This is a genomic window from Pseudomonas coleopterorum, from assembly GCF_900105555.1.
Classification (GTDB): domain Bacteria; phylum Pseudomonadota; class Gammaproteobacteria; order Pseudomonadales; family Pseudomonadaceae; genus Aquipseudomonas; species Aquipseudomonas coleopterorum.
This window is the reverse complement of sequence record NZ_FNTZ01000001.1, coordinates 1,282,738-1,306,552: the sequence shown is the minus strand read 5'-3', so window position 1 is coordinate 1,306,552 and position 23,815 is coordinate 1,282,738. Positions and strand designations below refer to the sequence as shown.

Annotated in this window: 21 protein-coding genes and 3 pseudogenes; 12 read left to right on the top strand and 12 right to left on the bottom strand. The window is 60.9% G+C overall.

Annotation, left to right across the window (positions count from 1 at the left end; all coding sequences use genetic code 11):
* Window positions 1-30 precede the first annotated feature (30 nt).
* Together leuD and leuC are read right to left on the bottom strand one after the other, a co-directional pair.
* A complete protein-coding gene (gene leuD / locus BLV18_RS05810; RefSeq protein ID WP_090356936.1) occupies window positions 31-672 on the bottom strand; it encodes a 3-isopropylmalate dehydratase small subunit in 642 nt (213 codons plus the stop codon).
* A complete protein-coding gene (gene leuC, locus BLV18_RS05805; RefSeq protein ID WP_049861079.1) occupies window positions 669-2,102 on the bottom strand; it encodes a 3-isopropylmalate dehydratase large subunit in 1,434 nt (477 codons plus the stop codon). Before leuC ends, leuD begins: the two co-directional genes overlap by 4 nt.
* 136 nt (window positions 2,103-2,238) lie before the next feature.
* Here leuC and BLV18_RS05800 point away from each other — a divergent pair, with 136 nt between their 5' ends.
* Entirely contained in the window at window positions 2,239-3,150 is a 912-nt protein-coding gene (locus BLV18_RS05800; protein WP_090356933.1) for a LysR family transcriptional regulator, read from the top strand.
* On the opposite strand, the gene BLV18_RS05795 is transcribed toward BLV18_RS05800, so the two are convergent.
* Window positions 3,127-3,921, bottom strand: coding sequence for a PhzF family phenazine biosynthesis protein (locus BLV18_RS05795; RefSeq protein WP_090356931.1), 795 nt, complete (start codon window positions 3,919-3,921; stop codon window positions 3,127-3,129). The two genes, BLV18_RS05800 and BLV18_RS05795, sit on opposite strands and share 24 nt — an antisense overlap.
* Window positions 3,922-4,010: 89 nt before the next feature.
* The gene (ybaK, locus tag BLV18_RS05790) at window positions 4,011-4,484 is read right to left on the bottom strand and encodes a Cys-tRNA(Pro) deacylase (RefSeq protein ID WP_090356929.1); all 474 of its coding nucleotides are present in this window, start codon (window positions 4,482-4,484) and stop codon (window positions 4,011-4,013) included.
* Between the two features lie 296 nt (window positions 4,485-4,780).
* Between ybaK and BLV18_RS05785 the strand changes: the two genes are divergently transcribed.
* The 4 genes from BLV18_RS05785 (at window position 4,781) to glpD (ending at window position 9,863) form a co-directional block, all read left to right on the top strand.
* Window positions 4,781-5,620 (top strand): MIP/aquaporin family protein, encoded by an 840-nt coding sequence (locus BLV18_RS05785; RefSeq protein WP_090356927.1) that lies wholly within the window; start codon window positions 4,781-4,783, stop codon window positions 5,618-5,620.
* 55 nt (window positions 5,621-5,675) lie between these two features.
* Window positions 5,676-7,178 (top strand): glycerol kinase GlpK, encoded by a 1,503-nt coding sequence (glpK, locus tag BLV18_RS05780; RefSeq protein WP_049861084.1) that lies wholly within the window; start codon window positions 5,676-5,678, stop codon window positions 7,176-7,178.
* Between the two features lie 137 nt (window positions 7,179-7,315).
* Window positions 7,316-8,071 carry a DeoR/GlpR family transcriptional regulator gene (locus BLV18_RS05775; protein WP_049861085.1) on the top strand — a complete coding sequence of 252 codons (756 nt, stop codon included), beginning with the start codon at window positions 7,316-7,318 and terminating at the stop codon, window positions 8,069-8,071.
* 253 nt (window positions 8,072-8,324) lie between these two features.
* Window positions 8,325-9,863: a glycerol-3-phosphate dehydrogenase gene (glpD, locus tag BLV18_RS05770; protein ID WP_090356926.1), complete on the top strand. Its 1,539-nt coding sequence runs from the start codon at window positions 8,325-8,327 to the stop codon at window positions 9,861-9,863.
* 76 nt (window positions 9,864-9,939) lie between these two features.
* On the opposite strand, the gene BLV18_RS22615 is transcribed toward glpD, so the two are convergent.
* The 4 genes from BLV18_RS22615 to BLV18_RS05755 form a co-directional block, all read right to left on the bottom strand.
* Window positions 9,940-10,065, bottom strand: coding sequence for a PA1414 family protein (locus tag BLV18_RS22615; protein WP_286916280.1), 126 nt, complete (start codon window positions 10,063-10,065; stop codon window positions 9,940-9,942).
* A 149-nt stretch (window positions 10,066-10,214) separates the two neighbouring features.
* Entirely contained in the window at window positions 10,215-11,141 is a 927-nt protein-coding gene (locus tag BLV18_RS05765) for a DMT family transporter (RefSeq protein ID WP_090356924.1), read from the bottom strand.
* Between the two features lie 234 nt (window positions 11,142-11,375).
* Window positions 11,376-11,768 carry a transcriptional regulator gene (locus tag BLV18_RS05760; RefSeq protein WP_090356923.1) on the bottom strand — a complete coding sequence of 131 codons (393 nt, stop codon included), beginning with the start codon at window positions 11,766-11,768 and terminating at the stop codon, window positions 11,376-11,378.
* Between the two features lie 141 nt (window positions 11,769-11,909).
* The gene (locus BLV18_RS05755) at window positions 11,910-13,253 is read right to left on the bottom strand and encodes a DEAD/DEAH box helicase (protein WP_167375913.1); all 1,344 of its coding nucleotides are present in this window, start codon (window positions 13,251-13,253) and stop codon (window positions 11,910-11,912) included.
* Window positions 13,254-13,437: 184 nt separating this feature from the next.
* On the opposite strand from BLV18_RS05755, the gene BLV18_RS05750 reads away from it, so the two are divergent.
* The 3 genes from BLV18_RS05750 to BLV18_RS05740 all read left to right on the top strand — a co-directional run bounded on the left by BLV18_RS05750 (window position 13,438) and on the right by BLV18_RS05740 (window position 17,060).
* Entirely contained in the window at window positions 13,438-14,703 is a 1,266-nt protein-coding gene (locus BLV18_RS05750; protein ID WP_090356918.1) for a mechanosensitive ion channel family protein, read from the top strand.
* A gap of 772 nt (window positions 14,704-15,475) precedes the next feature.
* Complete coding sequence (locus BLV18_RS05745) at window positions 15,476-16,270, top strand: NYN domain-containing protein (RefSeq protein WP_090356916.1); 795 nt, start codon at window positions 15,476-15,478, stop codon at window positions 16,268-16,270.
* Between the two features lie 121 nt (window positions 16,271-16,391).
* The gene (locus BLV18_RS05740) at window positions 16,392-17,060 is read left to right on the top strand and encodes a 3'-5' exonuclease (RefSeq protein WP_090356914.1); all 669 of its coding nucleotides are present in this window, start codon (window positions 16,392-16,394) and stop codon (window positions 17,058-17,060) included.
* Between the two features lie 39 nt (window positions 17,061-17,099).
* Here the strand turns inward: BLV18_RS05740 and BLV18_RS05735 are convergent, their stop codons facing one another.
* Together BLV18_RS05735 and BLV18_RS05730 are read right to left on the bottom strand one after the other, a co-directional pair.
* Window positions 17,100-18,170, bottom strand: a complete 1,071-nt coding sequence (locus tag BLV18_RS05735) for a nucleotidyl transferase AbiEii/AbiGii toxin family protein (RefSeq protein WP_090356912.1) — start codon at window positions 18,168-18,170, stop codon at window positions 17,100-17,102.
* Window positions 18,139-18,558 (bottom strand): DUF6088 family protein, encoded by a 420-nt coding sequence (locus BLV18_RS05730; RefSeq protein WP_090356910.1) that lies wholly within the window; start codon window positions 18,556-18,558, stop codon window positions 18,139-18,141. The genes BLV18_RS05735 and BLV18_RS05730 overlap by 32 nt, the downstream gene beginning before the upstream one ends.
* Before the next feature lie 221 nt (window positions 18,559-18,779).
* Between BLV18_RS05730 and BLV18_RS05725 the strand changes: the two are divergent.
* Window positions 18,780-19,007 (top strand): annotated as a pseudogene (locus tag BLV18_RS05725) (mechanosensitive ion channel family protein); the annotation flags it as partial.
* Window positions 19,008-19,139: 132 nt separating this feature from the next.
* Here BLV18_RS05725 and BLV18_RS05720 read toward each other — a convergent pair.
* Window positions 19,140-19,421, bottom strand: coding sequence for a hypothetical protein (locus BLV18_RS05720; RefSeq protein WP_090356908.1), 282 nt, complete (start codon window positions 19,419-19,421; stop codon window positions 19,140-19,142).
* A gap of 313 nt (window positions 19,422-19,734) precedes the next feature.
* Here BLV18_RS05720 and BLV18_RS05715 point away from each other — a divergent pair, with 313 nt between their 5' ends.
* Window positions 19,735-20,634: an SDR family oxidoreductase gene (locus tag BLV18_RS05715; RefSeq protein ID WP_049861091.1), complete on the top strand. Its 900-nt coding sequence runs from the start codon at window positions 19,735-19,737 to the stop codon at window positions 20,632-20,634.
* A 46-nt stretch (window positions 20,635-20,680) separates the two neighbouring features.
* On the opposite strand, the gene BLV18_RS05710 is transcribed toward BLV18_RS05715, so the two are convergent.
* Window positions 20,681-21,565 carry a hypothetical protein gene (locus BLV18_RS05710; RefSeq protein WP_244156809.1) on the bottom strand — a complete coding sequence of 295 codons (885 nt, stop codon included), beginning with the start codon at window positions 21,563-21,565 and terminating at the stop codon, window positions 20,681-20,683.
* A gap of 249 nt (window positions 21,566-21,814) precedes the next feature.
* Between BLV18_RS05710 and BLV18_RS22710 the strand changes: the two are divergent.
* Window positions 21,815-22,897 (top strand): annotated as a pseudogene (locus tag BLV18_RS22710) (HAMP domain-containing protein); the annotation flags it as partial.
* A 324-nt stretch (window positions 22,898-23,221) separates the two neighbouring features.
* A pseudogene (locus BLV18_RS22705) lies at window positions 23,222-23,758 on the top strand (methyl-accepting chemotaxis protein); the annotation flags it as partial.
* Window positions 23,759-23,815 lie beyond the last annotated feature (57 nt).

The window sequence follows — 23,815 nt, the reverse complement described above, 5'->3', positions numbered from 1 at the left end:
AGGCCAAACCTGCCTACATCAATCAATCAATCAATCGCGAAACAACCAAGGCTGGCTCGCCCGATGCTTGGCCTCGAACGCCGCAATGGCTTCCCCGTCCTGCAACGTCAGCCCGATATCGTCCAGCCCATTGAGCAGGCAATGCTTGCGAAACTCGTCGATCTCGAAGCTGTACACCTTGCCGCTCGGGCTGGTCACGGTCTGCGCAGCCAGGTCCACGGTCAGCTGGTAACCCGGCGCCGCCTCGACTTCCTTGAACAGCTCATCGACTTCCGCATCGCTGAGGATGATCGGCAGCAGCCCGTTCTTGAAGCTGTTGTTGAAGAAAATGTCGGCATAGCTGGGCGCGATAACCGTGCGGAAACCGTACTCGTCCAACGCCCACGGCGCGTGCTCGCGACTGGAGCCGCAACCGAAGTTCTCCCGCGCCAGCAACACGCTGGCGCCTTGGTAGCGCTCATGGTTGAGCACGAAATCCTTGTTCAGCGGGCGCTTGGAGCTGTCCTGGTAAGGTTGCCCCACATCCAGGTAGCGCCACTCGTCGAACAGGTTCGGGCCGAAGCCGGTGCGCTTGATCGACTTCAAGAACTGCTTGGGAATGATCTGGTCGGTGTCCACGTTGGCACGATCCAACGGAGCGACCAGGCCGGTGTGACGAGTAAAGGCTTTCATGCTGCGCTCCCCTGGATCAATTCACGAACGTCGACGAAACGGCCGACAACGGCGGCGGCGGCGGCCATGGCCGGGCTGACCAGGTGGGTACGCCCACCGGCGCCCTGACGGCCTTCGAAGTTGCGGTTGGAGGTCGACGCGCAATGCTCGCCCGACTCCAGCCGATCCGGGTTCATCGCCAGGCACATGGAGCAGCCCGGTTCGCGCCACTCGAAGCCCGCCTCGAGGAAGATCTTGTCCAGGCCTTCGCTTTCGGCCTGTTCCTTGACCAGGCCCGACCCCGGCACGACGATCGCCTGCTTGATGGTCGAGGCCACCTTGCGGCCCTTGGCGATGACGGCGGCGGCGCGCAGGTCTTCGATGCGCGAATTGGTGCACGAACCGATGAACACTCGGTCGAGCTGAATATCGGTGATCGCCTGGTTGGCGGTCAGGCCCATGTATTTCAAGGCACGCTCGATGGAACCGCGTTTGACCAGATCCGCCTCACGGGCCGGGTCCGGCACGTTCTGATCCACGGCCAGGACCATCTCCGGCGAGGTGCCCCAGCTGACCTGTGGCTTGATCTGCGCGGCATCCAGATGCACCACCGTGTCGAAATGGGCATCGGCGTCGGACACCAGCCCTTTCCAGGATTCCACCGCCTTGTCCCAATCGCCGCCACGAGGCGCGAACGGGCGACCCTTGACGTAGGCGATGGTCTTTTCATCGGCGGCCACCAGACCCACGCGGGCGCCGGCCTCGATGGACATGTTGCAGATGGTCATGCGGCCTTCCACCGAGAGATCGCGAATGGCGCTGCCGGCGAACTCGATGGCATGGCCATTGCCGCCGGCGGTGCCGATCTTGCCGATCACGGCCAGCACAATGTCCTTGGCGGTGACGCCGAACGGCAAGGTGCCTTCGACCAGCACCTGCATGTTCTTCATTTTCTTGGCCACCAGGCACTGCGTGGCGAGCACGTGCTCGACCTCCGAGGTACCTATACCGTGGGCCAGGGCACCAAAGGCACCGTGGGTCGAGGTGTGCGAATCGCCACAGACCACGGTCATGCCGGGCAAGGTCGCGCCCTGCTCCGGACCGATCACGTGGACGATGCCTTGGCGCACGTCGTTCATCTTGAATTCGGTGATGCCGTATTCATCGCAGTTGTCGTCCAGGGTCTGCACCTGCAGACGCGACACCTGGTCGGCGATGGCACCGATGCCGCCCTTGCGTTCCGGTGTGGTCGGCACGTTGTGATCGGGCGTGGCGATGTTGGCGTCGATGCGCCATGGTTTGCGGCCGGCCAGTCGCAACCCTTCGAACGCCTGGGGCGAAGTCACTTCGTGGATGATGTGACGGTCGATGTAGATCAGCGCCGAACCATCGTCGCGCTGCTTGACCAAATGCGAATCCCAGAGCTTGTCGTAGAGCGTTTTGCCGGCCATCAGACGTTTCCTCATCAGTGTTTCTAATCTTTCTATGCCAATAACCGCTTGGCTTGTAGGGATGATGCTATGGGGTTATCTTGAATAACTCAAATTCATAATTTTCATACTTTGGATAACCAAAAGGAATCGGTTCATGGACCTGGCCAGTCTCAATGCCTTTATTGCCATTGCCGAAGTGGGCAGCTTTTCCAGGGCCGGGGACCGCCTGCATTTGACTCAACCTGCAATCAGCAAACGCATTGCCAGTCTGGAGCAGCAATTGGGTGTGCGTCTGTTCGACCGGCTGGGCCGGGAAGTCAATCTGACCGAGGCCGGCCGGGCTTTGCTGCCGCGCGCGTATCAAATCCTGGATGTGCTGGAGGACACCCGTCGCGCTTTGACCAACCTCAGCGGTGACGTCACCGGTCGGCTCACTCTGGCCACCAGTCACCATATCGGCCTGCACCGATTGCCCCCGCTGCTGCGTACCTACACGCGCATGTACCCCAAGGTCGCCCTGGACATTCAGTTTCTCGATTCGGAAGTGGCCTATGAGGAGATTCTCCACGGCCGGGCGGAGCTGGCAGTCATCACCCTCGCGCCCGAGCCCCACCATTTGGTGCGCTCGGTGCCGGTGTGGCATGACCTGCTGGATTTCGTCGCCGCCCCCGAACACCCACTGGCCTTGCAGGCCGCGGTGAAGCTGAGCGATATCGCCGAACATCCGGCGGTGTTTCCCGGCGGCAATACCTTCACCCACCACATCGTCAGCCGTCTGTTCGAGGCTCAGGGCCTGAGCCCTAACATCGCCATGAGCACCAATTACCTGGAAACCATCAAGATGATGGTATCGATCGGACTGGCATGGAGTGTGTTGCCGCGCACCATGCTCGACGATCAGGTGGCGCGCTTCGTACTGCCCGGTGTGCAGTTGAGTCGCCAGCTGGGCTACATCCTGCACACCGAGAGAACCTTGTCGAACGCCGCCCGGGCCTTCATGGCGCTGCTCGATGGCCAGGCCAGTATTTCGGCGGCGGATGAATCAGAGCTGCGGGCCCAGGAGTAGCCGGCCGCTGCTGACCAGCGTGGCATAGCCGCCGATCTTGACCCGCTCGCCTTCCCTGCGGCAAAACAATTCACCGCCGCGGGCCGAGCACTGATACGCGCTGAGACTGGTCTTGACCAGGCGCTTGGACCAGTACGGAATGAGGCTGCAGTGGGTGGAACCGGTGACCGCGTCTTCATCGATGCCGATGGCCGGGGCGAAATAGCGCGAGACAAAATCGTGATGATCACCCCGTGCGGTGATGATCACCCCAGGCCAGGGCAAGCGAGCCAGCGCCGCCATGTTCGGCTGACATTCGCGCACTGCCTGCTCCGACTCCAGCAGCACGAACAGTGAAGTTGCCGCCATCACATCGACCGCCTCGCAACCCAGCGCACGCTCCACATCCAGCGTCAGGCCCAGTTGTTCTTCGGGCATCATGGCCGGGAAATCCAGCCACAGGCGGTCGCCCTCGCGGCTGACGGTCAGGGTGCCGGAACGGCTGGCGAACGACAGGCTGGTCGCGGTTTCGCCATAGACGTGGAACAGGACGTAGGCGCCGGCCAGAGTGGCATGACCGCACAAGGGCACTTCGGTGCGCGGCGTGAACCAGCGGATGTGCCAGCCTTGGGCTTCGCGGACCATGAACGCGGTCTCGGCCAGGTTGTGTTCGGCAGCGATCTTCTGCATCAGTTCGTCGGCCAGCCAGCTGTCCAGGCGATAGACGATGGCCGGGTTGCCAGCAAACGGATGTTGGGTAAACGCATCGACCTGATGGAAATCCAGTTGCATGGCATTCCTCGCTGTAGCGGAAAGGGGTAGCGCCCAGGCCGTGGGCTATCGGCGTTCGACTCGTGGAGTCGATGAATAATTTCTTGCGTTCATCCAGCACGGCCGATATCGGCGAAGCAGCCTTGGGTATGCTCGGCCAGCAACTGCGGCGCCAGTTCCACTTCCAACCCGCGTCTGCCGGCGCTGACATACACGCTGGGCATCGTCGCTGCGGTTTGATCGATGAACGTGCGCAGGCGCTTTTTCTGCCCCAATGGGCTGATGCCGCCCAGCAGATAGCCGGTGGCGCGCTGCGCGGCCTGGGGGTCGGCCATCTCGCACTTCTTGACCCCCGCCGCCTGCGCCAGTGCCTTGAGGTCCAGAGAGCCGGTCACGGGCACCACTGCCACCAGCAGTTCACTTTTTTCAGTGGCCGCCAGCAAGGTCTTGAACACCTGCGCCGGAGCCAGGCCGAGCTTTTCGACCGCTTCCAATCCGTAGGAGGCGGCCTTGGGATCGTGTTCATAGGCATGCACCCGATGGTCGGCGCGATGCTTCTTCAAGAGGTCCAGGGCGGGTGTCATGCAGGGACTCCAGACAAATAAAACCGATGCCCGGCATTAGGACACAGGCAGGCAAGCCACGCCAACCGTGGCTTTGCCGCAAATGGACGATTCCGTTCTCGATCATTGAACGAACTCGTTCGCTTTCGACCTTTGACAGCGGCGTTTCTTGTCTATATTTTTTCGTTTGTGAAGATAGGCACGATAGTACAATGTGCTGAAAGGTTGTAATCCGGCGTGCGATGGGGATCGCACGACGGCAGATTCCAGGCGCCAAAAACGGCGTCAGACAAAAAAAACAATTGGGGTAACACACAATGACCGCACAGCAACAACCGACCCTGTCGGGTCAGTGCATTGCCGAGTTTCTCGGAACCGCACTGCTTATCTTCTTCGGTACTGGCTGCGTCGCGGCGCTCAAGGTCGCAGGGGCCAGCCTCGGCCTATGGGAAATCAGCATCATCTGGGGCGTCGGCGTGAGCATGGCGATCTACCTGACCGCTGGCGTGTCCGGAGCGCATCTGAACCCGGCCGTCAGCATCGCCCTGTGCCTGTTCGGCGGTTTCGAAAAGCGCAAGCTGCCCTTCTACATTCTGGCTCAGGTTGCCGGCGCGTTCTGCTCGGCGGCACTGGTCTACACGCTCTACAGCAGCCTGTTCTTCGATTACGAACAGACCCATGGCATCGTCCGCGGCACGCAGGCGAGCCTGGAAACGGCGAGCATCTTCTCTACCTATCCGCACGCGGCGCTGTCCATCGGTCAGGCTTTCCTGGTCGAGATGGTCATCACCGCCATTCTGATGGGAGTGATCATGGCCTTGGGCGACGAGCACAATGGCCTTCCGCGCGGCGCCATGGCACCGTTGCTGGTGGGTTTGCTGATCGCGGTGATCGGCAGCGCCATGGGCCCACTGACCGGCTTCGCCATGAACCCGGCCAGGGATTTCGGTCCCAAGCTGATGACCTTTATCGCCGGGTGGGGTGAAATAGCCTTCACCGGTGGCCGTACGATTCCCTATTTCATCGTGCCCATCGTGGCGCCGATCGTAGGTGCCTGCCTGGGCGCCGGCGCTTACCGGGTACTGATCGCCCGCCACCTGCCCAACTCGCTCAACGAGTCGGCCAAGGCGGCCGCATCGAAGGTCCAGACCTCCTGAGCCTGAACAGCTACTCCATTCCGCATCTATTTCAAACTTGCGCAAGGCCATCGACATGACCGATACCGACAACAAGAACTACATCATCGCCCTGGACCAAGGCACAACCAGCTCGCGGGCCATCATTTTCGACCGCGACGCCAACGTCGTCGGCACTTCGCAGCGCGAGTTCGCCCAGCACTACCCGCAGGCAGGCTGGGTGGAGCACGATCCGATGGAAATCTTCGCCACCCAGAGCGCGACCATGGTCGAAGCCCTGGCCCAGGCCGGGTTGAGCCATGCCCAGGTTGCAGCCATCGGCATCACCAACCAGCGTGAAACCACCGTGGTGTGGGACAAGAACAGCGGTCGCCCGATCTACAACGCCGTGGTCTGGCAGTGCCGACGCAGCACCGAGATCTGCCAGCAGCTCAAGCGCGATGGCATGGAAGACTACATCAAGCAGACCACCGGCCTGGTCGTCGATCCGTACTTCTCGGGCACCAAGCTCAAGTGGATTCTGGACAACGTCGAAGGCAGCCGCGAGCGCGCCCGCAACGGCGAGCTGCTGTTCGGCACCATCGATAGCTGGCTGATCTGGAAATTCACCGGCGGCAAGGTCCACGTCACCGACTACACCAACGCCTCGCGCACCATGCTCTTCAACATCCACACGCTGGAGTGGGACGAGAAGATGCTGCAGACCCTGGACATCCCCCGCGAGATGCTGCCAGAGGTCAAGTCGTCGTCGGAAGTCTACGGTCACACCAAGAGCGGCATCGCCATTGCCGGTATCGCCGGCGACCAGCAGGCCGCCCTGTTCGGCCAGATGTGCGTCGAACCCGGCCAGGCCAAGAACACCTACGGCACCGGTTGCTTCCTGCTGATGAACACCGGCAAGAAGGCCGTGACCTCGCAACACGGGATGCTCACCACCATCGGCTGTGGCCCGCGTGGCGAAGTGGCCTACGCCCTGGAAGGCGCCGTGTTCAACGGCGGCTCGACCGTGCAGTGGCTGCGCGACGAACTGAAGATCGTCAACGACGCCTACGACACCGAATACTTCGCCAGCAAGGTCAAGAACACCAACGGCGTGTACCTGGTACCGGCCTTCACCGGCCTGGGCGCGCCCTACTGGGACCCCTATGCCCGTGGCGCACTCTTCGGCCTGACCCGCGGCGTGCGCGTGGATCACATCATTCGCGCCGCACTGGAATCGATCGCCTACCAGACCCGCGACGTACTCGACGCCATGCAACAGGACTCCGGCGAACGCCTGAGCGCCCTGCGCGTGGACGGCGGCGCGGTGGCCAACAACTTCCTCATGCAGTTCCAGGCCGACATCCTCGGCACGCCGGTGGAGCGTCCGCAGATGCGCGAGACCACGGCTCTGGGCGCCGCCTACCTCGCAGGCCTGGCATGCGGCTTCTGGGGCAGCCTGGACGAATTGCGCGGCAAGGCCGTGATCGAGCGCACCTTCGAGCCGCTGCTCGATGAAGCCGGCAAGGAAAAACTCTACGCCGGTTGGAAAAAGGCCGTCGAACGCACCCGCGACTGGGAACCGCACGAAGAGCAGTGATCGAGCATGCACCGGCCGGGCAATCCGGCCGGTGCCTTGCGGATTGATGCAATGCCGGCCCCTGCAATCAAGTCTGGCGATGGGGGCCTTTCCTGCGGCATCATGCATGCTTTTGCATGGCAGCCAAAGGAAGCCCCATGAACCTGCCTCCCCGCCAACAGCAGATCCTTGAACTGGTACGCGAACGCGGCTATGTCAGCATCGAGGAAATGGCCCAGCTGTTCGTCGTGACACCGCAGACCATTCGGCGTGACATCAACCAACTGGCCGAGGTCAACCTGCTGCGCCGTTACCACGGTGGCGCCGCCTACGACTCGAGCATCGAGAACACGGCCTACGCCATGCGTGCCGACCAGATGCGTGACGAGAAACAACGCATCGCCGAAGCCATCGCCGCCCAGATCCCCGACCACGCTTCGCTGTTCATCAACATCGGCACCACCACCGAATCCATCGCTCGCGCCTTGCTCAACCATAGCCATCTGAAGATCATCACCAACAACCTGCACGTGGCCTCGATCCTCAGTGGCAAGGATGATTTCGATGTGCTGCTGGCCGGCGGTAACGTGCGTCGCGACGGCGGCGTGGTGGGTCAGGCCAGTATCGACTTCATCACCCAGTTCAAGGTCGACTTCGCCCTGGTCGGCATCAGTGGCATCGACGAAGACGGCAGCCTGCTGGACTTCGACTATCAAGAAGTTCGCGTCAGTCAGGCGATCATCGCCAACGCGCGGCAGGTCATCCTGGCCGCCGACTCGAGCAAGTTTGGCCGCAATGCCATGGTTCGCCTGGGCCCGATCAGCCTCATCGATTGCCTGGTCACCGACCAGCCCCCCGTCCCTGCCCTGCTGCAATTGCTGCAACAGCACAAGATCCGTCTCGACATCGTCTGACCCTGTGGCAGCGGCGCAAGCCGCGCCCGTCTCCCACCCATCCGCCCACGAACCCCACCCGGCAAGGGTCGCGTTCGGTTGCGCGCACCTCTGATGTTCACATTTCTTCGCTTTCGCCTGCGACGATCAACAAATTCAATCATCTTCGACTGGCTAACCCCTACGTATTGGGCTAGTATTTTCGAAATTGAACATTGATGTTCGAATTCAAAGCACTCATTCGAACGCTCCTTGATAAACGCAGGAGGCTGACATGCCCCATTCGACCTTGCCCCGCCAACCGCTGGCTGAAATCTACGACGTCGCCGTGATCGGTGGTGGCATCAATGGTGTGGGGATCGCCGCCGACGCTGCCGGGCGTGGGCTCTCCGTCTTCCTCTGCGAAAAGGACGACCTGGCCAGCCACACCTCGTCGGCCAGTAGCAAGCTGATCCACGGCGGCCTGCGTTATCTGGAACACCATGAATTCCGTCTGGTGCGCGAAGCTTTGGCGGAACGCGAAGTGCTGCTGGCCAAGGCCCCGCACATCGTCAAGCCGATGCGTTTCGTGCTGCCGCACCGGCCTCATCTGCGTCCTGCGTGGATGATCCGCGCCGGGCTGTTTCTGTATGACAATCTGGGCAAGCGGGAAAAACTGCCAGGCTCGCGCAGCCTGCGTTTCGGTGCCGACAGTGCACTGAAGCCAGAGATCACCCGTGGCTTCGAATACTCCGACTGCTGGGTGGACGACGCCCGCCTGGTGGTATTGAACGCCATGGCCGCGCGGGAAAAAGGCGCACACATCCACACCCGCACCCGTTGCATCGATGCGAAGCGTGTGGACGGCGCATGGCAGGTCAATCTGCAGCGCGAGGACGGCAGCACCTTCACGTTGAAGGCTCGCGCCCTGGTCAACGCAGCCGGCCCATGGGTAGCGAAGTTCATCCGTGACGACCTGCAACTGCAGTCCCCGTACGGCATCCGCCTGATCCAGGGCAGCCACCTGATCGTGCCACGCCTGTACGAAGGCGAGCAGGCGCACATCCTGCAGAACGAAGACCAGCGGATTGTCTTCACCATTCCGTACCTGGACCGCTTCACCATCCTGGGCACCACCGACCGCGAGTACACCGGCGATCCGTCCAAGGTGGAAATCACCGACGCCGAAACCGACTACATCCTCAAGGTTGTCAACGCCCACTTCAAGAAGCAGGTCAGCCGCAGCGACATCGTGCGCACCTATTCCGGTGTTCGCCCGCTGTGCAACGACGAGTCGGACAATCCGTCGGCCATTACCCGCGACTACACCCTGTCGCTCAGCGGCGGTCAGGGTGAAGCGCCGATCCTGTCGGTGTTCGGCGGCAAGCTGACCACCTACCGCAAGCTGGCGGAGTCGGCCATGGCGCAGCTCAAGCCATTCTTCACCCAGATGCGCGGCAGCTGGACGGCGACCAGTGCCCTGCCTGGCGGCGAAGACATGACCACGCCCCAGGCATTGGCTCAGGCCATGCGCGCCAAGGCACCTTGGCTGCCAAGCGGGCTGGCCGAACGCTGGGCCGTCAGCTACGGCAGCCGCAGTTGGCGCCTGATCGAAGGCGCACAGTCGCTGGCCGATCTGGGCGAAGAACTGGGTGCAGGCCTCTACAGCCGCGAAGTGGATTATCTGTACGAGCAGGAATGGGCCACACGCAGCGACGACGTCCTGTGGCGGCGCAGCAAGCTGGGCCTGTTCGTCGACGAAGCGGCCATCGCACGGGTAGACGCCTACCTGGCCAAGATCGACGCCAGCCGCGCGAGTACTCAGGCGGCTTGAACCACGCCAGCCATGCCCGGAACGAAAAACGCCCCGTAAGGGGCGTTTTGCATGGCGCGGGGCGGGCCGAAAAGGCTCAGCGCCGTGGACGCTGCCGTGGTCGGTGGTTATCGGCCGGGATGGGCACAGGCTGCGGCGGCGGTGGCACCAGCCCCAATGCGACAGCCAAATCATGGAGCCAGTTGTACAAGTTACCGTTCATATCGCCCCCCTTCAGGGAAAAACCCTAACGACGGTCATGGTCCGTCGCTTCTGTTCGATCATAGCGCTAAGCGACGTAGGATGCATGCACGCACTTGTGTCGAAAAGTCGCAGTCCTATTAATTGATCATGGACCCGGCGAGTAATTCATTACGTTATCCAGATTCGTAACCGACGGCGCACCCATTGCTCGGCGCTGACCAAGGTGATACCCAACAGCACGCAAACCGCCCCCAGAATGAAGTTCATGCTCAACGGCTCGCCCAGCAATACCACACCGAAGGTTACGCCGAACAAGGGCGTCATGAACGAGAACACGGCAAGGTTGGACGCCAGGTAGCGGCGCAGCAGCCAGAACCAGATCAAAAAGCTGGCAAAAGAGACCACAACGCCCTGGAACAACACGCTGGCGGTGCCAATGGGCGTGAAGGTGACATGGCTGAACTGGTCCGTGGCGAGGGCTATGACCAACAGCCCTGCCACGCACACGATCAGCTGATAGAACAAGGTCAGGGCAACGGGCGCTTCGGACAGCCGTGAAGTGCGTACCACCACCGTGGTCGCCCCCCAGCAGAGCCCCGCCATCAAGCCCATGGCGTCCCCCAGCAGCATGCGTCGATCCAGATGCTCCCAGGAGATGCCTCCCGCGAAAGCAAACGCGATACCGCTGAACGCCAGGGCAATGCCCAGCCACTGCAAAGGCCGCAGTCGCTCCCCTGGCAGCAGCGCATGCAGGCCGAGTGCGGTAAAGACCGGCGCGGTGTAAAGAAAGACCGACATGTGCGCCGCCGAGGTCAGCTTCAGTCCTTCGGCGATGAACAGGAACTCCAGACCGAACAGCGAGCCGGCGGCCAGCCCGGCACGCCAAGTGTATGGCACGTGCCCCCAACCACCGCGCCAACAGAGCAGCATCGCCACCAACACGGCGGAAATGCCCGAGCGCATCGCCGCCTGCATCACCGGGGCGATATCGGCAGCGGCCCATTTGATGGTGACCTGCTGGATCCCCCAGATCAGGCAAAGCCCCAGCATGACCTTGAGGGCGAAGCCATCGGTCTGACGACGTTCCGCGCTCATGGGACAAATGACCTCGGCATCACAGTGCTCTCCCGCAAGGAAAACATCAGTGTATCAAGCCATTCATCCCAAGGCCTTCAACGGTACCGAGCATTCCGAAAGATGAGCGCTGCGGCACGGATTCGATTGCGCCGCGGGGGCACACTCTGCCCATATTGTGGGAGCGGGCTCTGCCCGCGAAGCAGGCGCCGCGAAGTTTCAGGCAGACCGCCCTACCTAATCATCCGCTCGAACTCACACAATCTGCGGCTTACTGGCCACTTCATCAAAAGTCACCGGGTCCAGCGCATCAGCCTGGTCATCGAGCACTTCGAGCCCGTGGTCATTATCCGGAATACTGCTATCTATCAGGCTCAACAGGCTGGATCCGCGCAAGGTCAGCTGGAAATTGCGCCCCGTGCCGCCCTCGCTGTCCGGGCGCTGCTCGATGAAGCCCCGCTCCAGCAACAGCGCTTGATAATCGCTCGCTTGAGTCGCCAATTGATCGACAGTGCCCGACGTATCACCCTGCGCGGCGGTCGCCTCGGCATGGTCCTGAGCGTAGATATCTGGGGTGAAATCCTGATGGGCGCCGTTCTGCACTTCGTGCAACAGACGCTCGATCAATTGCCAGTTGTAAGTGGTCATCCGGAAGAACCTCCAACACATGAGTGAAAGGGCTTGCCAGGCATGGGACCGGGTGTGTGCGGGGGAGTTGCGGGAAGACGGCTTTGCGGGGTGTTTTGGCAGGTCTGGCCTCCGGAGGGAAGCAGACCTGCCCTACGCAGGTTACTCGCTGACGGCAGGCTTGCGGCGCTTGAGCGGCGCCAGGCCGTCCTGGCTCACCAAGGCTGGAGTGTCAGCCTTGGGACGGTTGACGCTCTTGCGCTTGGTCGGGCCCTTGGCGACGCTTTTCTTGTCGCCCTTCTTGTCCTTGTCGGTCTTTTTCTTCTTCACGCCAACTGCCTTGCCCGACGCTTTGACCTTTTTCGGTCCGCCGTAGGTGCCTTTCACTTCCTTGATCACGCGACGCTCGAAGGTCTGCTTGAGGTAGCGCTCGATGCTGGACATCAGGTTCCAGTCACCGTGGCAGATCAGGGAAATCGCCAGGCCTTCGTTGCCAGCACGGCCGGTGCGGCCGATGCGGTGCACGTAGTCATCGCCGCTGCGTGGCATGTCGAAGTTGACCACCAGATCCAGACCGTCGACGTCCAGACCACGGGCGGCCACATCGGTGGCCACGAGGATCTTCACGCCCCCCTGCTTGAGGCGGTCGATGGCCAGCTTGCGGTCTTTCTGGTCCTTGTCGCCGTGCAGGACGAAAGCCTTGTATTCCTGCGCCACCAGACGCCCGTAGATACGATCGGCCATGGCCCGGGTATTGGTGAAGATGATCGCCTTCTGGTACGTCTCGTTGGCCAGCAGCCAGTTGAGGATCTGCTCCTTGTGGACGTTGTGGTCAGCCGTGACGATCTGCTGGCGAGTGCCCTCGGCCAGCTGGCTGACGTTGTTGATCAGCAGGTGCTCGGGGTTCTTGAGCACCTTGCCGATCATCTCGCGCAGACCGGCGCCGCCGGTGGTGGCCGAGAACAGCAGGGTCTGTTCACGCTGGGCGCACTCCTGGCTCAGGCGCGTCACGTCTTCGGAGAAGCCCATGTCGAGCATGCGGTCGGCTTCATCGAGCACCAGCACCTCGACGTTCTTGAGGTCCAGGTTGCCAGCGTTCAACTGCTCCAGCAGACGGCCCGGCGTACCGATGAGGATGTCCGGCACCTTGCGCAGCATGGCGGCCTGCACCTTGAAGTCTTCACCACCGGTGATCAGGCCGGCCTTGATGAAGGTGAACTGGCTGAAGCGCTCCACTTCCTTCAAGGTCTGCTGCGCCAGCTCACGTGTCGGCAACAGGATCACGGCACGGATGTCGACGCGAACCTTGGCCGGCCCCATCAAGCGATTGAGGATCGGCAGCACGAATGCCGCGGTCTTGCCGCTGCCGGTTTGCGCCGTCACCCGCAGGTCGCGCCCTTGCAAGGCCAAAGGAATGGCCGCTACCTGCACCGGCGTCGGCTCGACAAATTTCAGCTCGGCGACGGCTTTGAGCAGGCGTTCATGCAGGGCGAATTGGGAAAACACGGGTGTTACCTCGACGGAGTACATAAATTCGACTGCATAGGGTACCGGTTTGCGGACGATTAGCCGAATTTCTTTACCCGTAACTCGGTAAATTGCATGCAAATCTTTCCAGGCGTGGCGATTGCCCTGCGCAATGGGCTTTAATCCCCGCCCCCTTTTCAACTCGGGAGCTGCACGCCCACCCATGAATATCGAATCGCTCTGGCAACAAACCGTCACCTTCGTCACGGGCCTCGACGACCAGCCGATCCTGCAGGCCGGTGTGTCGCTGTTCCTGCTGCTGATCGCCGCCTTCACCCTGGGCCGCCTGGCACGCTTTCTCACCCTGCACGCGGTCAAGCTGCTCAGCCGCCGACCTTCGCTGCACTGGCTCACCGACTTCCTGCACAACAAGGTCTTCCACCGCCTGGCGCAAATGACGCCGTCGCTGGTGGTGCAGTTCAGCCTGGGCCTGATCCCGGTGCTGAGCGACAACAGCAAGCACGTCATCGGCAACATCGCGCTGGGCTTCACCATCCTGTTCATGGTGCTGGCGCTGGGCGCCCTGCTCAATGCCCTGCTCGACATCTACGCCCGCACCGAACACGCCCGCACCCGCTCGATCAAGGGCTACGTGCAACTGGCGAAGATGATCCTGTACATCTTCGGCGCGATCATCATCGTCGCCACCTTGATCGACCGCTCACCGTTACTGCTGCTGTCCGGCCTGGGTGCCATGTCGGCGGTCATCCTGCTGGTCTACAAGGACACCCTGCTGTCGTTCGTCGCCAGCGTGCAATTGACCAGCAACGACATGCTGCGCGTCGGCGACTGGATCGAAATGCCCCAGGTGGGCGCCGACGGCGATGTCGTCGACATCACCCTGCACACGGTGAAGATCCAGAACTTCGACAAGACCATCGTCTCCATCCCCACCTGGCGCTTGATGAGCGAGTCGTTCAAGAACTGGCGCGGCATGCAGCAGTCCGGCGGCCGGCGCATCAAGCGCGCCCTGAACATTGATGCCAGCGGCGTGCGTTTTCTCGACGAACAGGAACAGCTGCGCCTGACCCAGGTGCACCTGCTCAGCGGCTACGTCAGCAGCAAGCAGGCCGAACTCAAGGCCTGGAACGCAGCCCAGGGCGAAGTGGCTGAACTGTCCGCCAACCAGCGCCGCATGACCAACCTGGGCACCTTCCGCGCCTACGCCCTGGCGTACCTCAACGCCCACCCCGACATCCAGCCGAACATGACCTGCATGGTCCGGCAGATGGAAGCCACCGCCGAAGGCGTACCGCTGGAAATCTACTGCTTCACCCGCACCACGGCCTGGGCCGAGTACGAGCGGATTCAGGGGGATATCTTCGATTACCTGCTGGCGGTGCTGCCGGAGTTCGGGTTGAGCGTGTACCAGAAGCCCAGCGGCGCGGATCTGCGCGGTGGGTTGGTGGCGGTGACTGGCCCGCATTGAAAGCCCCCCCGTAGGAGCGGTCCGTGGCCGCGAACCAGGCGCTGCGGTGTACTAGGCATTACGCCGTGCGCCCTTCGCGGCCGATGACAGCTCCTACGGGATGCCAGTGTCTTATGTGGGAAAGGGGCGGACGGCGAGCACTTTGCCCGCGAAGAAGGAACCTCCCATATTGAGCCATGCTCATCCTTTCGGGAATCAGACATTCCTGGCAAAAGCCTGGAGGCGATAGCCTCAGACCTTACCCGCCGCCTTCGCTATCGGGCTTAGATACTGAGCAGGCCACAGCAGCGCAGTCCCCGAATCGCCTCCACCGCTTTCAGCGAAGCCAGAAGGTCCAGCAGAGGTGCCTGTTTCCACACGTGGCCAGCTGAGCGCTGAACAGATCAATTGCACCAAGTACAACACCGCCAAGAAAAGCTCTCCCCACCTCAGGCTTAAGGGCATCATTCGTGACAGCTTGATCGCCGATGTGAATTCTGGATATCTCGAGGGCCCGCCAAGCGCTCCATGACTTCTGGTTAGAGCATGCCCCGAATGAGTGCCCGCCTTCTCACACGTAGTACCGGAAGAAAGCATCAGGACCTGACGCGCTGAGAGCCCCACGCCGTCAGAAAGGCGGGCGAAATGTTGCGTGCTTTCAGCCTATTGGTAGCTGCTCTTGAAGGGTTATTAGTTCACAACGGCGCGAGGACGTCCGCCACCTTTGTACCGGGATGACCCTCTGTCATCGCGCATGCAATGGTAAGGTGATGCTTTCATTCAAGGATGATCCATGGCCACTCACATCGCCCCCAATGCTCAAAAACGCCTCGCTGTTTTAATCGACGCTGATAACGCCCCAGCAGCAATCGTGGAGGGTCTCTTCGAAGAAATCGCCAAGTATGGTGTAGTCAGCGTCAAACGCATTTACGGCGACTGGACTGGCCCACAGCTTGGTGGTTGGAAGAAAGTCCTTCTTGATCATTCGATTCAGCCAATCCAACAGTTCGCCTATACCAAAGGGAAAAACGCGACGGACAGCTCGCTGATCATTGACGCGATGGACTTGCTGTATACCCGACGTTTTGATGGATTTTGCCTGGTGTCCAGCGATAGCGACTTCACTCGTCTTGCCTCCCGCCTACGCGAAGAAGGACTCACGGTGTATGGCTTTGGGGAAGAGAAAACACCCAAGCCGTTCGTAGCCGCGTGCGACAAGTTCGTCTACATCGAGTTGCTTCGCGAGGACAGCCCGACGCCCGCTAATGAAGAACCAAGTCCCGACCTGAGCCTGCCTGCAGACGCTGTCAAACCTGATGCTGTGGAGAAGCCAAAGAAGCCGAAGGCGCCGGTCGGGTTCATCGCAAAAATCCTGGACGATATCGCCGACGAAGAGGGTTGGGCACACTTGGGTGCGCTGGGCGCAAACATCACGAAGCTACGTCCAGAATTTGATTCTCGCACCCACGGCTACAAGAAGCTGAGCGACCTCATCAGGGGCTACCCGCACGCTTTTGAAATTCAGGCACGCGGCACAACGGGTGGCAGCGCTGCCATGTACGCGCGGCACAAACAGCAGAGCAAATGATGAGTTCGTCCTGCGTCCCCCCTATCGCTACCTTCGAAACGCTCTGCGGTTACAGTGGAGGACTGGGCGGGCAAAAGATATTTCAAGGTGTGATTAACCGATCGAGAAATTAGAGCTGACCATGGAACCTGTTCGCAAACCGCAGCATTTGGGAGCCTTGGGGGAGCTGTTACGCCCTTACCAGTACCTTCTGTGCATCGATCTTGAGGCTACTTGCGATGAGGACACCAAGCCCGGAGAACCCGCCCGTCAGCTGAAGGTGCAACGGGATGAGATGGAAACCATTGAGATCGGCCTAGCGGTGGTCGACCTGTCATCACTCCAGTTGGTCGACCAATATCAGAGCTTTGTCCGGCCTACCCGACACCCGGTATTGACCGACTTCTGCCGCAGACTGACAACGATCAAGCAGAGCGACGTGGATACCGCCCCTGGTTATGTCAGGACTGCCCGCATGCTGGACGCATTTCTAGAAGCCTATCCGAACTCAGCTTGGTGTTCGTGGGGCGATTACGACTACAAACAGCTTCAGCAGGATGCCTTACACCTGAACTGCAAGCCGATGCTAGAAGGAATGCTTCACACCAATCTCAAGAAATGGCACTGGAAGGTCTTCAACTGCAAAGCGCTTGGCCTGCAGCCTGCGGTGGAGATGCTCGGGCTTGAATGGGAGGGCACCTACCACCGTGGCATCGATGACGCTCTCAACTTGGCAAACCTGGCAATCCATATGCTGGGGCGTTTGGCGTTTCCTGAAACACCACTGCCGAACGCCGACCAGCTTCCTTAGAGGCCCCTTCTATAGGTCACTCAGAACACTGCCATACCGTCACGCATCGCCGTCTGCTGCGCCGTGATCCAACAGATACCGAGCAACATCGGTAAATGTTGCGAAGCAAGTTTCGTATTCAGGTCGCTCAGACGCGTACAGCAAAGGCTTGAGCCGTTGTTCGAAATTGGCCTTCAAGCCCTCATGGGTCTCGGCGACCTTAAGGGTACGTTGCAAGACTCCGAACGGATCCGCAGCGAACTCAGGGTGCTGCCCACCGAACTCAAGCACATCCTTGTTCACGGATGAGGAAAATACTCGTGCGGCAGGCTCTAGCGCCTCGGAGTGATTTATTGCGATACGCCACACGTCGTAAACATGACGAACCAGAGCGGTATCGAAATCCCCGCTCTGGTGACCATCCCAATTCCATGCGCAGCGACGCAGCAGCGAGAGTACTTTTTCCGCCAGGGTTTCTGCCACGGTGATGCAGTTCATGGAGAACACGAAAGGGTTTGCGCTCCCGCTCAGCACTTCCAGCATATACCCCAGACTTTGCATTTCCGAAGGGATCATCGGGGGGCGGCAAATGAGCTCAACCTTCAGCTGCGGGCGCAAGGTTCCCGCCGTGTCTTGAAAATGAGCTTCGTAAGACACCAACAGGCAGTAATAGCGGCTGCCGTCTCTGCGGATGGGATTGTCCTTGTCCACTTGAACAACGAACTGGAATCCAAGCCCCGTCAGGGCAGCTTCCACCGCCTTGTGCAGCGCCTTCAGTCGGCCACGCTCACCCAGTGTATTCGGGAACGCATAGCCTTCTGGTGGTGATTCCAACACTATCTTTATGTCGATGTCCTCGGACATCCTCTCGATAAGGCCGTAGGCCTTCGACAAACAGGTACCGCCCGCAAACACCATTCGCGTTGCGACATCGATTGACTGTGGCTGGGAATCACCCCTTTTGCGATTGACCTGATTGGCGCTATGAACGATATGGATTTGCGAAAGCGCATGAAGAGCATCAGTGATGTGCTGATCTTTCTCTGCGACAGCAGCCGGCATGTTTTTTAAAATACCGGCCGTAGACGCATCTACAATGCTAACCCGCTGCTGTTCTGAGAGCGTTTTCATAGACTAAAGTGTTGTTCCCTACAGTCACTTTACGAGTGATACGTCGCCCCCCAGTGTTGACCACCGTCCCCATCGGAATCTGGGTCGACTTGCCGCTGTTGTACTCGGCAACAAGCGTGCTGGGTGCAATCGAAATGTTGAGCTTCTTGAACAGCTCAGCAGCGATCATTTCCAGCGTGCCAGCCGGTGTTGGCTGCCCCGTATATTGGTTGATACGGGCTTTCGCAAATGCCCCTTTGCTAACACGCACGAGCAAACCGTTCGCCACAAACCGGGCCAGCACCCGGCCGACCTGCGAATCGCTGCCCATGTTAGAAAACTCTGAGCGCAACACGACCAAGCTTGCGCGTTGCTTGATTGAACGGCTCATGCGGTCTTCGAGTTTCATAGATCACATCCTAAGACAACCTGCTTACCTTGAGGTCACTATAGCCCTCATTTTCAGATATGACCAACAGAACAAGGCTGTTTACACGACAAAACCTGCGCATCCGCACACGATATTTGCTGCGCATCAGGGGAGGCGTAAGCGCTTGCTAGTCGCTTCCCGTCGTTATCAAGCTAGGTAGCTGCATCATGCTTGAATAACTCCGATACGCCCCCTATCAGCCGAACATGACCTGCATGGTCCGGCAGATGGAAGCCACCGCCGAAGGCGTACCACTGGAAATCTACTGCTTCACCCGCACCACGGCCTGGGCCGAGTACGAGCGGATTCAGGGGAATATCTTCGATTACCTGCTGGCGGTGCTGCCGGAGTTCGGGTTGAGCGTGTACCAGAAGCCCAACGGCGCCGATTTGCGCGGTGGGTTGGTGGCGGTGACCGGTCCGCATTGAAAGCACCCCCCCGTAGGAGCGGTCCGTGGACGCGAACCAGGCGCTACGGTGTACTAGGCATTACGCCGTGCGCCCTCGCGGCCGATGACCGCCCCTACGGGATGCCAGTGCCTCTGTAGAAACGAACCAGACTCACCCCTCCGACTTCGCCTTCTCCTCCCGCTCCGCAGCCGAATGCTGGGTCTCTGCTTCCTTGTCACCGTCCGTCATCCACGGCTTGGCACTTTGCTGTGCCTTGTCGATCGTCTCGTTGATCTGCTTGGCGGATTCGCTGAAGGTATCGCGCGCAGCTTCGACCAGTTGTGTCTTGGACGTTTCGATGACTTTGTTCGCAGCATTCTCGGCCGCGTCACAGCCAGCAAGAAGCACGGTCAACGCCACCGCGGCCGGGTAAGCAATCAGTCTGGATGGCATGGAAACCTCTGCAAAAGATGGGGATGCGCCAGATCATACCGTTACCATTTTTTGCCGAAGGCAGGATTCTGAATCAAGGTGTGTCTTGGTAGAGCTCGCCTGTCGAGCCGGTGTTTTGGCGTAGAAGTGACGAGAAGGCTTCGCGGGCAGAGGGCTCGCCGCCCGCCCCGCTCCCACAAGATTGCGAACCGCTTTACTTTTGTTTCATCCAGAAAAACTGAACGATGACTTTCCACGCGCCCTCCATTTTCAGGACTACCCGATGCTGTGCAGCACCGTATAGCTCCGAGCAATCTTTAGAGGACACTGCCTTATGACCACCGAAAACCAGTACAGCATGCAGAATCCCCTTACCCAATACCCGACCCCCGAGTTTCCCAAGCAGCCGCAAACGGCGCCGGGGACTGTGCACAAAATGCAGCCGGCGGCGGATCATGGGGAAACCAGTTACAAGGGGTTTGGCCGGATGGTCGGGCGCAAGGCGCTGATTACCGGGGCTGACTCTGGCATTGGCCGGGCAGCAGCCATCGCCTATGCTCGCGAGGGTGCCGACATCGTCCTCAACTACCTGCCCGAGGAAGAAGCCGATGCCCGGGAAGTGGTTGCTTTGATCGAGGCCGAAGGGCGCAAGGCGATTGCCGTGCCAGGCGACCTGAAGGATGAAGCGTTCTGCAATTCCCTGGTCGAGCAGGCGGTCGAGGCGCTCGGCGGACTCGACGTGCTGGTCAACGTGGCCGGCAAGCAGACGGCCCAGAAGGACATCGCCGAGCTCACCACCGAGCAGTTCGACGCGACCTTCAAGACCAACGTGTATGCAATGTTCTGGCTGTGCAAGGCGGCGCTGCCGCACCTGCCAGCGGGTGCAACCATCATCAATACGGCGTCGATCCAGGCCTATCAGCCGTCGGAAACGTTGCTCGACTACGCGCCCACCAAATCGTCGATCGTGGCGTTCACCAAAGCCCTGGCCAAGCAGGTCATCGGCAAGGGCATCCGGGTCAATGCCGTGGCACCGGGGCCGTTCTGGACACCTCTGCAGCCCAGCGGTGGCCAACCCCAGGAGAAGATCCCCGAGTTCGGTTCGGAAACACCCATGGGTCGTCCAGGGCAGCCAGCCGAGTGCGCGCCGATCTACGTGCTGCTGGCCACTCAGGAATCGAGCTACATCACCGGCGAAGTGTTCGGTGTCACCGGCGGCAACCCACTGCCCTGAGCCTTGCTGGAACGGGCGTCGCCTACGGCACGCCCGCCCTCCTCTTTCAGTACGCCATGGACAGACTCAGGGTCACCTGAGGCACTACGCTGTCGGTTTCTCCGTCAGGGCCGCTGAGTTCGCGCAGGGTGCCGTCGCGGTAAATGGCCAAGGCTTCGGCACGGGCGCTCCAGCGGGTTTCGCTCCACTGGAAGGGTTGCTCGAGCGCGAGTCCGGTGCGGGCATACAGGCGATCGCCTGAATCGGGACCGTAGAAGCCGTTCCAGCCGACGCCGACGGCGCTGGGGAAACTCAAGCGCAAGCCCGCATCGCTTAGATCGATGCCGGGCTCCAGGGTGCCTTGGGTGTAGAGGCCGCTGTCACCCTGAGTTCGGCTGGTGACGGCCAGTCCCGGTCGCCACGCGCCGAACCCGGAGTCAGCCTGGTAGGCCAGGGTGAAACTTGCCTCCTGGGTAGTGGCGGAGACGTCGTTCGGGCTGGTCTTGACGGTATAGGCGAAGCCCAGTCGCAGCCCCTCGCTGGGCGAAACCACCAGACCGAGCAGGTTGTTGCTCTCATACCAGCGGCGCGGACTCACCGTTTCGTCGCTCGACGCGCTGTGGAAACCGTTGCTGGTGCTGAACACCAGCCAGGCATCGGCGTTACCGTCGGCGGCCTGGTGCAAGTCCAGGGCGAAGCCGGCCTGGACATGCAACGGAATCCGATCGAGGCTGGCGGCGTCATCGTCGTAGTTGCCGCGCGCGAAATCACCATTGCGGGCATCGATGCTCAACTGCGGGTGAAAGCGACCGGAGGCCTCGCCGATCTCGACACTGCCCAATGCGGCATCTTCGGTTTCGATGGAAGGCACGCTGCGCGGCGCAGCCAGGCAGGGTTGCATGACCGCTGCCAGCGCAGCGGCGAGCAGAGGAAGGCGAGGTACGGTGGGCATGCGCGAAGGCTCTGTGAGGAAGGTCGCTCTGTAGACTCTGCACGGTTGGGAAAGTACCGCCGAACAACGCCCATCCCTCACTCTTTTCGATACCCACCCCTCCGTCTGTCCGGTCGCCGATGGGGCTCATTCAGATTTGCCGTTCGTCGCCGATAGTTAGAAAACACTCAAAAGAATATGCCTAGAGCTCACGCTGCACGTCTTGTCTTTTTCTGCCGACCAACACTTACAACACCAGCGGAATAGTCCATGAACATCAAGCAAAAACTCACGTGGGGCTTTGCGGTCATCGCCTGCCTCCCAGTCATCGTGGTGGCCGTGCTCGTCGTCTTCAACCTGCGCGAAGCGGCCAAGGCCGACTTCGTCGACAGCAGCGGCCGTGAGATCCGGCAGATCGACAATGGCATCAAACAGTTCTTCGACGGCATCAGCCAGAATGTCGAGTACATCGCCAAAGACCCTCGTATCGTCGCTGCCAGGGATCTGAAGAACTACACGGGCGCCGATGCAGCGCAGGTGCCTCTGACCGAGAGCAATCGGCGCCTGCTGGACATCTTCGATGGCTTCGCCAAGACCCATCCGAGCACGGCTTACCTGTCGCTGGGCTTGAGCGACGGTGGTTACGCCAGCTGGCCCGATGATCCCAAGATCGCCAATTACGACCCGCGCCAGCGGCCCTGGTACAAGGCTGCGATGGCCGCTCCGGGAACCACGGTACGCACCGACGCCTACTACTGGGCACCGGACGATGTGTCGTTGATCGGCACGGTGCGCAGTGTCACCGACGCCGCAGGCCAAGTGGTCGGCGTGGTCGGCCTGGATGTGTCGCTCAAACAGATGACCGAACTGGTGAAGAACATCAAGCTGGGCAACAGCGGCTACCTGATGCTGATCGAAGCCAACGGCAACGTGCTGGTGGATGCCAGCGATGCGAAGCACAATTTCAAACCGCTGGCCGACCTGGGTGGCAACTACGCCGAGTTGGCCAGGCATGGCGATGGCTCGACTCAGATCGAGATCGACGGCAAGGTCTATATGGTCAACATCGTCAGCTCGGCCGGGCTGGGTTGGCGGTTCATCGGCCTGATCGAGCGAGAGGAAGTGATGGCCCAGGCTTCGAACCTGACTTGGCTGATCGCGGCCATCGCAGCAGTGCTGGCCGTGGTGTTCGCCTTGGTTGGCGCCAGCTTCGCCGGTGTCATCGTGCGTCCGATCCGTGGCGTCGCCAACGGTCTGCAGGAGATCGCCGAGGGCGAAGGCGACCTGACGCGTCAGCTCAAGGTCCAGGGCAAGGATGAAACGGCGGCGCTGGCGGGCTGGTTCAACCAGTTCGTGGGGATGATCGCTCAATTGGTGCAACGCATCGGGACCGCGTCTTCCGATCTGCAGGTGGCCGCTGCCGACACCCAGGAGGTGGCTCGCAACATGGACGAAGTCGCCGGTCGCCAGCGCGAAGCGGTGGAACTGGTCAGCACCGCGTTCAACGAAATGGTCGCCACCGCCAACGAAGTGGCCCGCTCCTGCGGGCAGGCGGCCACCAGCGCGGACAACGGTTATCAGCAAGTCCACGACGGCCAGCAGCGCATCGGCGAGGCGACCACCAGCGTGCTCAGGCTGAGTTCCGAGCTGCAGCAATCGACCGAAACCATGCAGCTGCTGCAGCAGGACAGCAAGAACATCAACAGCATTCTGGACACCATTCGTTCGATCGCCGAGCAGACCAACTTGCTGGCGCTGAATGCGGCCATCGAAGCGGCTCGGGCCGGTGATCAGGGTCGCGGTTTTGCGGTGGTCGCCGATGAGGTACGGGCCCTGGCTCGGCGCACGGCCGACTCGACCGGCGAGATCGATGGGCTGCTAGGCAACCTTGCCCGCCGCACCGAGGTGATCACCCAGCAGATGCAGGGCAGCCTTCAGGTGTCCCAGGACAGCGTCGAGTGCATCCAGTCGGCGCGGGACAGCTTCGACAAGATACGCACTTCGGTCGATTCGATACGCGACCAGAACAATCAGATCGCCACGGCCGCCGAAGAGCAGCATCAGGTGGCCGAAGAGATCAACCGGCACATCGCGCAGATTCATGCCGATGCACAGTTGGTCGAGGAGTATGCGCACACGGCGCAGTCGGGGTCGGGGCGTCTGACGGACATTTCCGGGAACCTGCGGGGCCTGGTCGGGCGCTTCAAGGTGTGACGCCGAAATCCGCGGCGCCTTCTTCGCGGGCAGAGCCCGCTCCCACAATTTGTCGGT